Source organism: Embleya sp. NPDC001921 (assembly GCF_053594475.1).
Genome location: NZ_JBSFEO010000031.1, coordinates 1 through 14758 on the forward strand (window position 1 = coordinate 1; position 14758 = coordinate 14758).

The following is a 14758-nucleotide window of genomic DNA, read 5'->3' on the forward strand; positions in this document are numbered from 1 at the left end:
GGCCCGGCTATGGCGTGGCGGGCCCCGACCCCCATGTGGATGGGCGGCCTGGACCCGGCGGCACCGCCGAGGCCGTGAGCGGGCGGGGCCGGTCCGCGCGGACCGGCCCCGGGACCGGCCCGCGGGTGTGGCGCGGGATCAGGGTTTGCCGCCCATGCCCTTGAAGAGCTTGGCGTCGCGCGCGGACACCGTGACCGGGCCCGGCCGATCGACGGTGATCTCGCTCCACTCGTCCTCGGTCGCCTTGATCACGATCTCGGGTCGGTCGGGGGTCACCCAGAACGTCGGGTGGATCTTGACCACGAAGGTGCCGGCCGAGTGCGCGTCGAAGGAGAATCGGCTGGGCGTCAGCTCGGTCAGTTCGCCCGGCCCCACCACGATCGGCGTCGCGTTCTCCACTTCCCAGATCTTCCAGTGTCCGTCCGTGTAGACCGGCTTGAGCCACGGAAGGCCCTTGCGGATCAGCTCCGCCTCGGGAATCGCCGACGGGTCGATCGGGATGTCCGGCAGCGCCACGAAGCGCACGCCCGTGTCGTCGATCCAGTCGCGGTACTCCTGGGGCGTCAAATCCTTCTGGTAGAGCACCGCGTTGTAGTTGCGGTCCAGTTGACGCTCCCAGCCGCGGGCCAGGGGCATCTTCTCGGCGACGAACACCGACTCCCAGTGCCCGCGCGTGAACGGGATCTCCACCCGGCCCACGGGGTGGGTGTTGTTCTTCTGCAGGAATTCGAGCATGCCCGCGTAGTACTGCGGCTTCTCGCCGGGCGAGTCCTTGATGTCGTGCGTGATGGCCAGCGCGGCGGACTGGAACTGCCAGACCAGCAGCGGCAGGGCCAGCAGCACCACCAGCCGACGCCGGCCGACCGAGAGCAGTACGACCGCCATCAGGGGGCCCGCGGTCAGCTCGCCGAGCCGGGCCAGGTTGCCGCCGAGCGAGGTCGGCACGAAGAAGAAGATCACCGCGGTCGCCGCGTACAGCCACAGGAAACGCCGGGCGCTCTGCTGATCCTTGGGCAGTATCACCAGGCCGACCGCGGCGAACGCCAGGATCGGCAGGAACCGCCACCACGGGAAGGGGAACATCCCCTCGTTGGGGAACGCGAGCGCGGCGACCAGGCCGATCGCGGCGGGGGAGAAGCACAGTCGGGTCGGCCAGACCCGCTCCCTGGGCACCCAGGCGAGCGCGACCAGCATCAGGAACGCGCCGGACAGCGGGCTGGAGAGGCCGCACAGGAAGGCGGCGAAGCCGGCCCAGAGCGGGTGCCGGCGGCGGGCGGCCAGTATCGCGAGCATGCCCGCGGCGACGCCGAGCGCGAACGGCGTGCGGCCGATCAGGTAGTCGACGCTGCACATCACCGCGAACCAGCAGCTTCCCACCCGGCGGGCGAACTCGTTCGCGCCGACCCGGAGCTTGTCCCAGGCCCACGCGGACGTCACACAGGACAGCGCGGTCAGCGTCGCGGTGCCGATCTTGGAGGCGATCACCGGCGCGAGGATGCTGTAGCCCGGCAGCAGGTGGCCGCCGTACCACTGGTTGTTCCACAGGTAGGTGCCGTGGTCGCGGATCAGCCAGGTCCGGAAGTACTGCGCCGGCCAGTCGGGGCCGTTCACGCCGGTGACGATGATCAGGCCGATCAGGGCGGCGGTGATCAGGTACGGACGTTCGACTATCGCGTTCCCGAGTGCCCGAAAACGACGGCGACCCGCCGGTGCCGCGGGTCGTTCCGTCGCTGGGCTCTGCACATCGCTCGTCACATGACCCGAGTTTTCCAGACGCGGCGCCCGACGTCGCCGGTGGGTGTCCGGCATGAGTACTTTTGTGGGTTTATTCGCTTTGGCGAAGAGTGAGGGTGACGAGGGCGCCGAGTACGGCCAGGCCGACCGCGACCAGGATCGCCAGGTCCATGCCGCCCGCGTCGACCAGGGCGACCACCAGGGCCGCGCCGATCGAGGCGCCCATGTAGCGCGCGGTGCTGTTGGCGCCGGAGCCCATGCTCGCCCGGTCGGCCGGCACGCTCTCCACCGCGAGGCGGGCCAGCGCGGTGTTGACCAGGCCCACGCCGAAGCCGCCGACCAGCAGGCCGGGCACCGCGCGCGACCACGAGTCGGCGGGGGTGAGGCCGTACAGGCCCAGGAAGCCGACGGCGGCGACGAGCAGGCCGGCGGCGAAGCGGTGCCGGGCGTCGGGCAGCACGTGCACCCGGCCGACCGCGAACGAGGTGAGCGCGGCGGCGGCCGACCACAGGCCGAGCAGGAGCGCGGCGCCCAGGCCGCTCAGGCCCAGGGTGCCCTGGAAGACGGTGCCCAGGAAGGCGGCGATGGCGATCACCGCGACGCCCGTGATCAGCGCGCCGAAGGTGGCGACGGCGAACGCGGGCCGGGCGAACATGCGCAGGTCCAGCATCGGCGCCCGGCCGCGCAGGGCGGTCGCGACGTAGCCCGCGAGCAGGAGTACGGCGATCACCATCAGCGCGTCGACGACCGGTCGTTGCCAACCCTGCCGGCCCTCGATCAGCGCGGCGGTCAGCGCGATCAGACCCGGACCCAGGGTCAGCGTGCCCCACACGTCCGGCCGGCGAGGGTGCTCGGCGCGCGATTCGGGCATCCGGCGGGCGACCGCGGCCACCGCCAGGGCGGCGACGACGGTGAACCAGTAGGGCGCGGACCGGTGTGCCAGTGCCAGTCCGGCGCCGAGCAGCGGCCCGATCACCATGCCCGCGCCGATCGAGGAGCCGTACGCGGCCATCGCCCGGCCGCGCGCGGCGCCCTGGTGGTTGTGGGCCAGCAGGCCGAGCCCGGCGGACATGATCGCCGCGCCGGCGACGCCCTGGAGGGCGCGTCCGACCACGTACAGCGGCAGCGAGGGGGCCTGCGCGGTCAGCGCCGAGGCCAGCGCGAGGCCGAGCGCGCCCGCGGTGAAGACCCGGCGGCGACCGAAGTCGTCGGCGAGGCTGCCGGTGATCAGCAGGGCCGCGGACAGGCCCAGGCCGATCGCGCTGAGGATCCAGGCCGGGCCGCCCGGGCCCGCGTGCAGATCGCGCACGGTGTCCGGCACGATCGCGATCGGCATCGTGTAGGTGGCCAGCAGCAACAGCGTGCCCAGGGCCACCACCGGGACGGTCGCGCCGGGCGAGCCGCCGCCGGCGGCGGGTGCGGGTGCGCGGTGCGCGGTGCGCGGGGCGGTGGATGTGGCGATGGACATGGCGGTGCTCCCCGGATCGTGACTCCTGGCCGAGTCGGTTCGTTGAATGAACCAACGCTGCCCGGAGAACGTAGCACTTGATGGTTCGATGAATGAACCGACCCGGGGTTAAAGTGCTCGTATGGCTTTGGGCAAGGACTACGGGCAGCAGGACTGTGCGCTCGCCCGCACCCTGGAACTCGTCGGCGAGCGCTGGACGCTGCTGATCGTGCGGGACGCGTTCTACGGCGTCCGGCGCTACAGCGATTTCCTCGCCCATCTGGACATCCCGCGGGCGGTGCTCTCGGGCCGGTTGCAGACGCTGGTCGACGCGGGCGTGCTCGACAAGCGCCGCTACCAGGACGCCCCGCCGCGGGACGAGTACGTGCTCACCGAACGCGGCGTCGACCTGTGGCCGATCATCCGCACGATGGCCCGCTGGGGTGAGAAGCACGTGCAGAACGGGGTGGCCTGCCGGATCTTCCGGCACCGAGGCTGCGGCGGCACGGTGGACCCGAACGGGGTGTGCGCGCTCTGCGCGGCGACCGTCACCCCGGGCGAGACCGAGGTGGCCCCGGGCCCCGGCGCCGACCTGCTGCACCGCGACGACGCGGTCACCCGCGCGATGCGGGTGCCGCACCGGCTGCTGGAGCCGCTGCTGCCCTGAGCGGGCGATCCGGGGTCGACGACGACGTGCACCGGGTGACTCGAGCGGACCCGACGAGCGGGGCCTCGCGCCCGCGGCGCGGTGACCGGGACCCGGTGCCCGGATCCGGCGACCCGGCCGGTGCGGCCGGATCCGACGGGATCCGGCGGTTGCCGAGAGTCAGGCCCTAGGGTCGTCCTCGAACGGGTGAGTCGTCGCTTCGAGGGGGATCCATGGGCGCAGGGACGGGGCTTCGCGCACTCGCCGGAGTGGTGCTCCTCGGCGTGCTGTACGTCGTGCTCGCGCTGCCGCTCCTGTTCGTGACGTTCGTGGTCGGCGCGATCGTCGACCAAGGGCGGTTCTTCACCTCGGGTGCCGCCGTGTTGTGGGCGCTCGGCGCGGTCGCGCTGGTCGCGCTGCTGGTCGAACTCACCGGTCCGCGCCGGCTGCCGGCCGGGCTCGCGGTGGACGCCGAGGCGCAGCCGGTGTTGTGGGAACTGGTTCGGGACGTGGCCGCCGATCTGCGGGTGCCCGTGCCGGACGGGATCGTGCTGACCGGCGGCGCCGGCTGCGAGGTGCGCGCGGTCCGCCGCCCCGGGACCTGGCTGAACCGTCATCTGGTGCTGGGCACCGCGCTGCCGTACGTGCTGACCGGCCGGCGGCTGCGGGTGGTGATCGCGCACGCGCTCGGACACGGTCGCCGGCGCCGTCCGCCGCTCGCCGACCGGATCGCGTGCCACGGGGTGGACGCGGTGGTCGGGCTGGCCGAGGCGCTCGACGGGCGCGGCGGCCGGGGCCGCGCGGCGGCCGGCTACGCGGCGTTCTACCAGCGGGTGTGCGCACCCGTGGTGCGCTTCGAGGAGCGCGCGGCGGACCAGGCCGCGGCCCGCGCGTACGGCACCGCGGCGGTGACGGACGCCCTGGGCGAACTGGCGGCGGTCCGGGCGGACTGGGGCCGGTTCCGGGACGATCTGGTGACCCCGGGGATCGAGGCGGGCTGTGTGCCCGGGGATCCGATCGCCGGCTTCCGGGCCTTCCGGGCCGCCCGCGGCGACGCCGAGTCGACGCCCGACGCGGCGACGGCGGCTCGGATCGAGCGGCTGCGCGCGCGACCGTCGGACGGCCGGGGCACTCCCGGCGGCACCGACCTGGCCGGCGGCACACTGCTGGTCGAGCCGGTCCGCCTGCTCGCGCACGTACACCCGTACCTGCTGGTCACCGACGACGACGGGCACCTGGGCCCGCGCGGGTTCGCGGCTCTGGACGGCATGGTCAAGCTGGGCGAGGAGGCGTACCTGGAGCACGTGGTCGGCTTCGCCCAGGCCCGCCGGGCGGCCGCGCTCGGGATCTCCGCGCGGCGTGCGGGCGTGGAGTACCCGGTGACCCTGGGCGGCGTGCTGGGGTTGCTGGTCGAGGGCCGGGGCGACGAACTGATCGCCCGGCACGGCGAGGGTGCCGCCGACGCGCTGGCCGCGCTGCTCGCCCGCGCGTGGGTCGAGTCCGGGCGCGGCCGGCTGCGGCCGACCTGGACCGGCAGCGACACCGTGACCGACCACCTCGGCGCCGAACTGGACCTGACCGCCTCGGCCGAGGCCGCGCTCGCCGGGTCGGCCGGGGCCGGGGCGCTGCGCGAGCGGTTGGCGGCGGCCGGCGTCTCGACCCACTACGAGCCCCGGCCGCCGGTGTCGATCGCGGCCGGCGAGCGGGAGACGGTGGTCGGCAGGCGCTGATCGTTGACCTACGGTGGTGGGGTGAACCAGTCGAGCACCGAGCACGCGGACGCACCCGGGATCGACGCCGATCCGGGCGCCGCGCACACGACCACCACGCGGCGGGTCGTCGAGGGGACGGCCGCCGACGCGAAGGCCGCCGCGCGGACCGCCGCCGGCGAGCCGGCGGCCCCGCGGACGCCGGAGGCAACCGGGAAGCTCGCGGCGAGGAAGGCCGCGGTCGAGACGGTTGCCGCCAAGACGGTCGTGGCGAGGAAGGTTGCCGCCAAGAAGGTCGGGGCGAAGACGGTTGGCGGGAAGAAGGTTGCCGGAAAGAAGGTCGTCGGAAAGAAGGTCGTCGGGCCGCGCAAGCCCGCAGGTCGGATCGCGCCGCCGACCTACGACGTCGAGCGCGAACTGATCGCCCGGGGCGCGCAGGTGATCGCCGGGGTGGACGAGGTCGGGCGCGGCGCGTGGGCCGGCCCGGTACTGGTCGCGGCGGCGATCACCGACCTGTCCGCGCCGCCGGCCGGCCTCACCGACTCCAAGCTGCTCACCGCGCGCCGCCGCGAGGAGGTGGCCGCCGCCGTCGACCCGTGGGTGCGCGCGTACGCGTTCGGCACCGCCGACCCCGAGGAGATCGACACGCTCGGGATGACCGCCGCGCTGCGGCTGGCCGCCGAGCGCGCGCTGACCGCGCTGCCGGTGCGCCCGGACGCGATCGTGCTCGACGGCAAGCACGACTTCCTGGGCGCGCCGTGGTCGGTGCGCTGCGTGATCAAGGGCGACCAGTCGTGCGTCAGCGTCGCGGCCGCCTCGGTACTCGCCAAGGTGCACCGCGACGGCATGATGGCCGGGATCGGCGAGGGATACCCCGCGTACGGCTTCGCCGGCAACGCCGGCTATCCGGCGCCGGTGCACCGCGCCGCGCTGGCCGAGTACGGCCCCACGCCGCACCACCGGATGTCCTGGGCGTACTGGGACGACCTCCCCGCGTGGCGACACCTCAAGCGACCCCGGGTCGAGCTCGTCGACGACGGCCAACTCGGCTTCGACCTGGGCTGATCGGCGTCGGTTTCCGAACGGTCACGTTTGCCGAAGCACGCTCGTGCGCCGCGCGGGCCGGTTGTAGCGTCACGCGGGTGACTGCCTCGATTCCTCCCGGCTGGTACGAAGACCCGTCCGCGCCCGGCTCCGAGCGCTGGTGGGACGGCGCGCAGTGGACCGCCTCGACCCGGGCCCGCGCGCAGGGCGAGATCCCGCCGCCGCCGGCCGGTGCCCCGCCCGGCGCGATGCCGGCGGGCTACCCCCAGGGCGGGTACCCCGGCGGCTATCAGCCGGTGGGCCCGCCGCCGGGCGCCGCTCGGCCCGGTCGCGGCAAGGCGATCGGGCTGACCGCGCTGGCGCTGGTCGTGGTGGGCGGCATCATCGCCGCGCTGATCGTGGTCCTGGGCGGGGACGACGGCGGCTCCGGCGGCAAGTCGGCGGCCACCGACGGCACGGTCACCGACCCCACCACCGGACTCACCGTGCCCAGGTTCAAGGGCTGGGTCGCCCCCGACCCCGACGACGCGCCCGCGGACCAGGCGGTGGAGCGCCCCTGCCCGAGCAAGTCGGCGACCCGCCGCAGCGGATCCGGAGCCGAGACGAAGCCGCAGGCCGAGCGCAAGTGCTATCGGGCCGGCCTGGAACTGGTGACGCACAAGGCCGACTCCCTGGAGGAGGTGATCGCCGACCTGAAGAAGGAGGTGACCGGGGGCAAGGGCGGGATCAAGGTGGAGGCCATGGAGCTGGACAAACCGATCACCGTGGACGGCCACCCGGGCTACGTGCTGCGGGCCAAGGTCAGCGGCAAACCCGAGGACCTGAACCTGGACTCCGACACCGCCTGGGCACAGGCGGTGGTGATCGACGAGAAGAACGCGGACGGCGAATACCCGTGCGTGCTGCTCAAGATGGAGATCTCCGCCTCGGCACCGGACAAGGCCACGCTCGACACCGTGCTCAAGGGCATCAAGGTCGGCACGCCGCAGCCCTCGGAGAGTACGTCCTGACCCTGCGTCATATCTGATGAGACGTCACCAGCGGTACGGTACGCCCGATCGGTCGCGCCGTACCCCGCACCGGTCGCGAGCGCGTACCGTGGACGCGCGCGCCGCAGGTCGGGCTTGCCGGGATGCGACTGAAGGACGCCGCATCGGGCACATCATCATTGGGGGGTGACTGTGCGCATCGGTGATCGCCTCGCATGCCCCGGCTACTCGGTGGTGGCCGTGGAGACGACGGGTTTGTCCCCGCATCGACATCGCATCATCGAGATCGCGGTCGCGCAATGCGATCTCGACGGACGCGTGACCGAGTTCTTCACGACCCTGCTCGACCCGCAGGGTCCGGCCGGCGACTTCCAGGCGCACGGTCTCTTCGACGACGACGTGGTCAGCGCCCCGACGTTCGCCGAGGTCGCGCCATGGTTGGTGAACCTGTTCCGGCAACGGGTCGTGGTCGCGCACAACGCGCGTTTCGACATCGGCTTCGTCGAGCGCGAGTTCCAGCGTCGCGGCCGGCCCACCGTGCCGCCGCTGACCACCCTGTGCACGATGCGCGAGGCGCCGCACCACCTGCCCGAGGCGCCGCGCTTCACGCTGCTCGCGTGTTGTGAGGCGGCCGAGGTGCCGGTGGACGGCGGGCACGGCGCCGCGGCCAAGGCGATGGGTACCGCGCGGCTGCTGGAGCACTACCTGCGCCAGGGCGCGGGTGAGGCCCGGCACTGGCAGCAGGCCCGAACCGTGGCGGCCTCGCTGAACTGGCCGCGCCGCGGCGCCGATCCGCCGCGGGTGTTCACCCGCGACGACGCGCACACGGCCCGTCGGGCGCGCGAGGAGGCCGAGCAGGTGCGCCGCCGGGACGCGGTGTCGTACCTGGAGAAGGCCCGCGCGTACGGCCCGCCGACCGGTGTGGGCGAGGGCCCGGACAGCTACCTCGCGGTGCTCGACGCGGCCCTGGAGGACCGGGTGATCACCCCGCAGGAGGCCATCGACCTGGCCGAACTCGCGGTGTCCCTGGGCATTTCCGAGGAACAGCGCAAGGACCTGGACCGGCTGTACGTGACCGCGCTGGCCGCTTCCATGGTCGCGGCCGGACCGGTCGACCGCGAGGAGCGGGCCGACCTGACCCGGGTCGCCGCGCAGTTGGGCATCCCGCGCATCGCGCTGGACGAGATCGTCGGGATGGCCCGATCCACGGTCGAGCAGGGCCGCGGCGGGCCGCGCATCCTGGCCCGGGGGCGCCCGCTGGAGTCGGGTCTGCAAGTGCTCTTCCACGGCTACCTCGCGGTCACCCGAGGCGAGTTGGAACGCCGGATGGCCCGCGCCGACCTGTCCGTGGCGTCCGGCATCCACGATCGGGTGGACGTGCTCGTGGTGGCCGACCCGGACGAATCCGCGGACCGGACCTACTGGGCGCGCCAGCGCGGCATCCGGGTGCTGATCGAGCCGGTGTTCCTGGCGCTGCTCGCCGACCTCGAGCGTGGGCGCAGCAGCGCGGCCGACGCGGCCTCCCAGGTGGCCGCCGCCTCGCTCGCGCACGCCGTGCCCAGGGCGCCGCGCACCACCAGCGGCTTCCTGCTGCCCCGGCCGGGCGCCGCGCCGCCGGCCGCCGCCGCATCCTTCGCGCCGAGCCCCTACCGGCCCTACGACACGCCCGTGGACGGCGTCTCGGATGTGCTGCCGACCGAGGCCTTCGCGCCGACCGAGGCGTTCACGGCGGGCGAAGCCGCCGCGCCGACCGAGGCGTTCACGCCCACGGAGGCGTTCGTGCCGACCGAGGCGTTCGAGGTCACCGAGGCGCAGGCCGCGCCGGCCGCGCCGGCCACGCCGGCCACGCCGGTGTCCGGGTCCGCGTCCGCCACCACGCCCGCGCCGGTGCCGGGCACCGGGGCCACGCTGCCGAGCATCCCGCCGCCGCCGACCGCGGCCGATCTGCCGGTGGCGCCCGGGTCCTCGGCCGCCGAGGTGCTCCAGGCCACCGTCCCGGACGTGCTCCCGCCGCCGCCCGAGGTGCCGGCGACGCACGACACCCAGCCGACCACGCCGCCGCCGGTGCCGGGCCCGGAGACGCCGCCACAGCCGATGCCGACGGTGCCGCCGACCCCGGACCGGCCGCCGGCCGCCGCCGCGTCGTCGCCCGAACCGGTTCCGCGGCGGCCCGTCGTGCCGCCCCGGCCTGCCGACGCGCCGCCGCGCGCGCTGACCCGGGGCCAGGCCGTCACGATCGAGGACCTGGGCCCGTTCGCGGGTACGGTGCGGATCGAGGCGGCGTGGTGGGCGCCCGGTCAGGCGGACGGCGACACGGTGGCCCTGGTGTTGGACGACGACCGCCGAGTGGGTGACGACGGCGACCTGGTGTTCTTCAACCAACCGGTGCACGCCAGCGGCGCCGTGCGGTTGGCCGGCAAGTTGCAGACCGGGACCGCCAACGACGTGGAACCGGGCTCCGATTCGGTCGAGATCGACGTCACCACGCTGCCTCCGGGCCGCAGTCGGGTCCTGGTCGCGCTCGCGCTGGACGCCACGAGTGGCACCACCTTCGCCCAGGTACCCGTGACCGTCGGTATCGTCGACCCTGTGACCTGCCGCCGACTCGCCGAATTCCGGTTGAGCGGAGGCGATGAGACCGTCATGATCCTGGCCGAGGTCTATCGGCGCGGCGACTCCTGGCGCCTGCGCTCGGTCGGCCAGGGCTACGCGGAGGGCCTGGCAGCTTTGGTGATCGAGCACGGGGTGGTGGTGGACGATTGATCCGGCCGAGCTGACGGGGCATCGTAGGATGCGCCGTCGTACGCCCGGGCCACACCCCAGGAGCACCCTGGGTGGGCACGCCCCGCGCGGCTTTGATAGGACTGCCACCATGCCGCGCGTGTTCTCCGGGGAACGGGACTCCACCGATCCCTCCCCGCGTCTCCTCACCGCCGGGCATCCCGGTACCGCCACGAACGAACCGAGCCTTCCCCAGACATGACTGTGAATCCGGTGACTGCCGAAAACACCGCGGACGCCAAGTCCGCACCCGAAACCCCGTCCGTGCCGCGCCCGTCCGGCGCGGTGCCCAAGCCCGGACCTCGGCCGGGCCCGAAGCCGGGCCCGCCCAAGCCCGCCGTGCCGCGTCAGGCGACCGCGACCGCGGCACCCGGACCGGCGAAGCCCGGCAAGCCCGCGAGGCCCGCCCCGGCCGCGCCGCGCGTCACGCTGGTCCCCGCGACCGAGGAGAACGTCTTCGACGCCGCCGACGACGCGGTGGACGCGCTCCTGGAGGCCGGTACCGAGCCGGGGTCGATCCTGGTGCTGACCACGGGTGGACCGCACCCGTGGCAGCAGCACGAGGAGACCTTCGGCGCGGCGCAGTACTGGCGCCAGTACGACGAGGGCAAGGACGTCTTCTACGCGTCGCTGCCCGCCTCGCGTCCGCTGCGCCGGGCCGCGGTCGTCGTCGTGGTCAACGGATTCGCCGACCAGGGCGACGCCGCGAAGATCCTGACCGCGGCGCTCACCGCCGGGGCGTCGGTGACGGTCTGCGGCGACATCGAGCGCGTGCGGGCGCTCACCGGTGTCGCGTAGCACGTCGTAGCACGTAGGGGGCCCGTCCGTATCCGGTCCGGTCGAACTCGGGCCCCCTGCCCCGCGAATCGCCAAGGTCGGCTACGGTTCGTTGCCATGTCGGAATCGCCGTCGATCGCGCAGCTCCTTGACCGGTTCCTCAGCGACCAGGAGGACCGGCTGAAAATACAGCAGTACCGGGCCTGTAGCACCGTCATCGACATGTTGTCGGGCTATCTCAATCGGTACGCCTACATCACCCTGATCGGGGCCGAACGCCAGGAATGGGACCGCGCCTTCTCGGCCGGTGACGACCGGGCGTTCTGCAACGTGTTCGGGGTGCGCAAGTTGATCGCCGGGATCAAGCCGTTCCACGCGCAACATCTGCGCACTCGGCTGCAGAGCCCGGAGCTCGTCCAGGACCACGCGTTGACGGTCACGACCGATCTGGTCGACTGGCTCGCGGCGCGCGGTCTCACCGCCTGATCGGACGCGTCCGTCAGGACGCGGAAGGTCGGACCAGGGGAGCGGGCCCCGCCTCCGGCAGGTAACGCACGTGCGGCAGTCCAGCCGCGGGGCGGGCCGGGGCGATGCCCGCTGCCCTGATCGGCGTACTGCCGCCGGGACCGCCGTCGCGGCCCGCGCGCAGCGCCGGGGTGCGCCCGGAACGCCCGTCGGCCACCACCTGCCAGCCGTCCCGCGCGACCACCGCGAACGCGCCGCAGCGCAGACCGTGCAGCACGCACGCGTCGTGCAGCCCCCACATCCAGCGGCCGTCGTCCGCCTCCCACTCGCGCGCGCCCTCGCGGTGGATCGCCAACACCGTCGTGTGTGTCGGGGTGCCCCGGCGCAGGTCGTCCGGGACGATCAGGCGCAGGTTCGCCAGGATCATGTTGCGGCACCGCCAGCCGTCGGTGCGCCCCTCGCCGAAGGCGAAGGAGGCGCTGGCCACCGGGCGTTCGGACCGATCCAGGACGGCGACCACCGCCGTGCGGGCGACCGGCCGGTGCAGGTCGTACAACCGTTTGATCAGCGTCCGGGGGTCGCGCAGCAGCGGGATCCCGCGCGCGCGCCAGGATTCGGGGTCCAGCCAGCGGGAGGGACTGGCGGTCGGGGCGCCGGTGCGAGTGGGCGCGGCGGAGGTGGTGGTGGCGATGTGCACGGTCCTCCTTCCGTCCGGAACGGAGAGCGGGCGCACGCTCCGACTACGGTTGCTCGCGGCGGAGCGGCGCCGACGGGCCCGCACGGGATTGTGAAGAGAACGCCTTGTCGATTCTTGCGTGACGCCCGCGAACTCGGCAACACGTACATGTGATCATTCGGTACGTCCGTGTGACCGCGCGGGGTCCGTTCGCGCGAAGTCACCCCTCCATCGTGAGCACCAGGGGCAACACCTGGACGGCACCGGCCCGGCGCAGCAGCCGGGCCACCACGGTGAGCGTCCACCCGGTGTCGGTGCGGTCGTCCACCAGCAGGACCGGGGCCTCGAGCGCGGCCACCCGCTCGGCGAGCCCGTCGGGCAGCACGAACGCGTCCGCGATCGAGCGCAGGCGCTGCGCGCTGTTGCTGCGCGGCGCCGGGCCGCCCGCCCCGGGGGCGTATTCGACCCGGCCGAGCCAGGGCAGCCGGCCGACCGCGGCCAGGCGTTCGCCGAGGCTGTCGATCAGCGCGCCGCGGGTGTGCGAGGCGATGGTCACCACGCCGCCGGGCCGGCGCTGCCAGCCCCACGCGGCGAGCACCTGCACGACGGCGTCGAACGCCGCGTCCGGGATCGGCCCGTCGGGGGCGCCGGGGGCCAGGATCGGGCGCAGCCGGTTGCCCCAGCCGATGTCCGAGGAGCGGCCCAGCGCCCGGCCGGCCGCGGCTTGTTCGCCGTCGGGGATGCGGCCCTTGAGCTCGACGCCGGCGACCGCCATGCCGGTGGGCCACATCCGGCGCGCCTCCACCTCGACGCCCGGCCGGCCGAGCGCCGCGCGGGCCGCGTCCAGCGAGGCGGGATCCACCCGCGCGTCGTGCCGCGGCCCCGCGCACGCGTCGCAGCGCCCGCACGGGGCGGCGCCCGGATCGTCCAGGCAGCGGCGCAGGAACTCCATCCGACAGGTGCCGTCGGCCTGGTAGTCGCGCATGGACTGCTGTTCGTGCTCGCGGGCCGCGGCCACCCGCGCGTAGCGCTCGGCGTCGTACTCCCACGGGCGGCCGGTCGCGATCCAGCCGCCGCGTACGCGTTGGACCGCGCCGTCCACGTCGAGCACCTTGAGCATCAGCTCCAGGCGGTTGCGGCGCAGGTCCACGAGCGGCTCCAGGGCCTGCGTGGACAGCGGGCGGCCGGCCCCGGTCAGCGCGGCGATGGTGCGTTCGACCTGCTCGCGGGCCGGGAAGCCGAGCGAGCCGAAGTAGCGCCAGATCGCCTCGTCCTCGCGCCCGGGCAGCAGCAGCACGTCGGCCCGGTCGACGGCGCGCCCGGCGCGGCCGATCTGCTGGTAGTAGGCGATCGGCGACTGCGGGGCGCCCAGGTGCACGACGAAGCCCAGGTCGCCCTTGTCGAAGCCCATGCCGAGCGCGGAGGTGGCCACCAGCGCCTTGACCCGGTTGGCCAGCAGGTCGGCCTCGGCGACCCGGCGCTCGGCGTCCTCGGTGCGGCCCGAGTAGGACGCGACGGCGTGTCCGCGCGAGCGCAGGAACGCGGTGACCTCCTCGGCCGCCGCGACGGTGAGCGTGTAGACGATGCCCGAGCCCGGCAGCTCGGGCAGATGGGTGTCCAGCCAGGCCAGCCGGTCGGCCGGGTCGGGCAGCCGCAGCACGCCGAGCGAGAGGCTCTCCCGGTCGAGGGTGCCGCGCAGCACCAGCGCGTCACCCGCGGGGTCGAGCTGCTCCGCCACGTCGGCGCTCACCCGCGCGTTGGCGGTCGCGGTGGTGGCCAGGACCGGGACGCCGGTGGGCAGCTCCTCCAGGAGGGTGCGCAGCCGGCGGTAGTCGGGGCGGAAGTCGTGCCCCCAGTCGGACACGCAGTGCGCCTCGTCCACCACGAGCAGGCCGGTCGTGGCGGCCAGCTTGGGCAGCACGGTGTCCCTGAAGTCGGGGTTGTTCAGCCGCTCGGGGCTGACCAGGAGCACGTCCACGCTGCCCTCGGCCACCTCGGCCTGCACCGCGTCCCAGTCGTCGACGTTGGCCGAGTTGATGGTGCGGGCCCGGATCCCGGCGCGGGCGGCGGCGTCGACCTGGTTGCGCATCAGCGCCAGCAGCGGCGAGACGATCACGGTCGGTCCCGCGCCGCGCTCGCGCAGCAGCGCGGTGGCCACGAAGTAGACCGCGGACTTGCCCCAGCCGGTGCGCTGCACCACCAACACGCGGCGGTGGTGCGCGACCAGCGCCTCGACCGCGCGCCACTGGTCCTCGCGCAGCCGCGCGTCGCCGCCGGCCAGGTCCCGCAGCACGGCGTCGGCACGGGCGCGCAGGTCCGTCGTGGCGTCGGGGCGGGCGTCGGGGGCGGTGGAGCGGTCCTCGGTCATGCCTCCCTTTGTAGCCGCCATCGGCGACATCGCGAAAAGACAGCGGAGACGGTTTGTGCAAAAACGTATCGGCTACCGCCGGCGGCGGAGCCCGGGCGGGGACCTTGGCCGGGCGTGTTCGG

General features: G+C 74.1%; 11 protein-coding genes. 7 read left to right on the forward strand and 4 right to left on the reverse strand.

All coding sequences use genetic code 11. The features are described 5' to 3' along the window. Window positions 1-138 precede the first annotated feature (138 nt). Window positions 139-1755, reverse strand: a complete 1617-nt coding sequence (locus ACWCPW_RS31115; protein ID WP_449764894.1) for a hypothetical protein — start codon at window positions 1753-1755, stop codon at window positions 139-141. 70 nt (window positions 1756-1825) lie between these two features. Continuing rightward, entirely contained in the window at window positions 1826-3202 is a 1377-nt protein-coding gene (locus tag ACWCPW_RS31120) for an MFS transporter (RefSeq protein WP_449764895.1), read from the reverse strand. 121 nt (window positions 3203-3323) lie between these two features. On the opposite strand from ACWCPW_RS31120, the gene ACWCPW_RS31125 reads away from it, so the two are divergent. The 7 genes from ACWCPW_RS31125 (at window position 3324) to ACWCPW_RS31155 (ending at window position 11613) form a co-directional block, all read left to right on the forward strand. Next, entirely contained in the window at window positions 3324-3848 is a 525-nt protein-coding gene (locus ACWCPW_RS31125) for a winged helix-turn-helix transcriptional regulator (protein ID WP_449764896.1), read from the forward strand. Window positions 3849-4060: 212 nt separating this feature from the next. After that, complete coding sequence (locus ACWCPW_RS31130; protein WP_449764897.1) at window positions 4061-5557, forward strand: hypothetical protein; 1497 nt, start codon at window positions 4061-4063, stop codon at window positions 5555-5557. A gap of 363 nt (window positions 5558-5920) precedes the next feature. Further along, a complete protein-coding gene (locus ACWCPW_RS31135; RefSeq protein ID WP_449765010.1) occupies window positions 5921-6601 on the forward strand; it encodes a ribonuclease HII in 681 nt (226 codons plus the stop codon). 77 nt (window positions 6602-6678) lie between these two features. Beyond that, window positions 6679-7590, forward strand: coding sequence for a DUF2510 domain-containing protein (locus tag ACWCPW_RS31140; RefSeq protein WP_449764898.1), 912 nt, complete (start codon window positions 6679-6681; stop codon window positions 7588-7590). A gap of 165 nt (window positions 7591-7755) precedes the next feature. After that, a complete protein-coding gene (locus tag ACWCPW_RS31145) occupies window positions 7756-10332 on the forward strand; it encodes a TerD family protein (protein ID WP_449764899.1) in 2577 nt (858 codons plus the stop codon). A gap of 231 nt (window positions 10333-10563) precedes the next feature. Next, window positions 10564-11148 carry a hypothetical protein gene (locus tag ACWCPW_RS31150; RefSeq protein ID WP_449764900.1) on the forward strand — a complete coding sequence of 195 codons (585 nt, stop codon included), beginning with the start codon at window positions 10564-10566 and terminating at the stop codon, window positions 11146-11148. A 96-nt stretch (window positions 11149-11244) separates the two neighbouring features. Next, window positions 11245-11613: a hypothetical protein gene (locus ACWCPW_RS31155; protein ID WP_395869326.1), complete on the forward strand. Its 369-nt coding sequence runs from the start codon at window positions 11245-11247 to the stop codon at window positions 11611-11613. 13 nt (window positions 11614-11626) lie between these two features. Here ACWCPW_RS31155 and ACWCPW_RS31160 read toward each other — a convergent pair whose 3' ends face one another. Beyond that, window positions 11627-12289 carry a hypothetical protein gene (locus ACWCPW_RS31160; RefSeq protein ID WP_449764901.1) on the reverse strand — a complete coding sequence of 221 codons (663 nt, stop codon included), beginning with the start codon at window positions 12287-12289 and terminating at the stop codon, window positions 11627-11629. A 199-nt stretch (window positions 12290-12488) separates the two neighbouring features. Then, on the reverse strand, window positions 12489-14636 hold the full coding sequence (locus ACWCPW_RS31165) for a RecQ family ATP-dependent DNA helicase (protein ID WP_449764902.1): 2148 nt from the start codon (window positions 14634-14636) through the stop codon (window positions 12489-12491). Window positions 14637-14758 lie beyond the last annotated feature (122 nt).

Bases quoted from the DNA above. Each gene is read 5' to 3' on its own strand.
- ACWCPW_RS31120 (WP_449764895.1), bottom strand. From the start codon at position 3,202: ATGTCCATCGCCACATCCACCGCCCCGCGCACCGCGCACCGCGCACCC.
- ACWCPW_RS31125 (WP_449764896.1), top strand. From the start codon at position 3,324: ATGGCTTTGGGCAAGGACTACGGGCAGCAGGACTGTGCGCTCGCCCGC.
- ACWCPW_RS31130 (WP_449764897.1), top strand. From the start codon at position 4,061: ATGGGCGCAGGGACGGGGCTTCGCGCACTCGCCGGAGTGGTGCTCCTC.
- ACWCPW_RS31155 (WP_395869326.1), top strand. From the start codon at position 11,245: ATGTCGGAATCGCCGTCGATCGCGCAGCTCCTTGACCGGTTCCTCAGC.
- ACWCPW_RS31165 (WP_449764902.1), bottom strand. From the start codon at position 14,636: ATGACCGAGGACCGCTCCACCGCCCCCGACGCCCGCCCCGACGCCACG.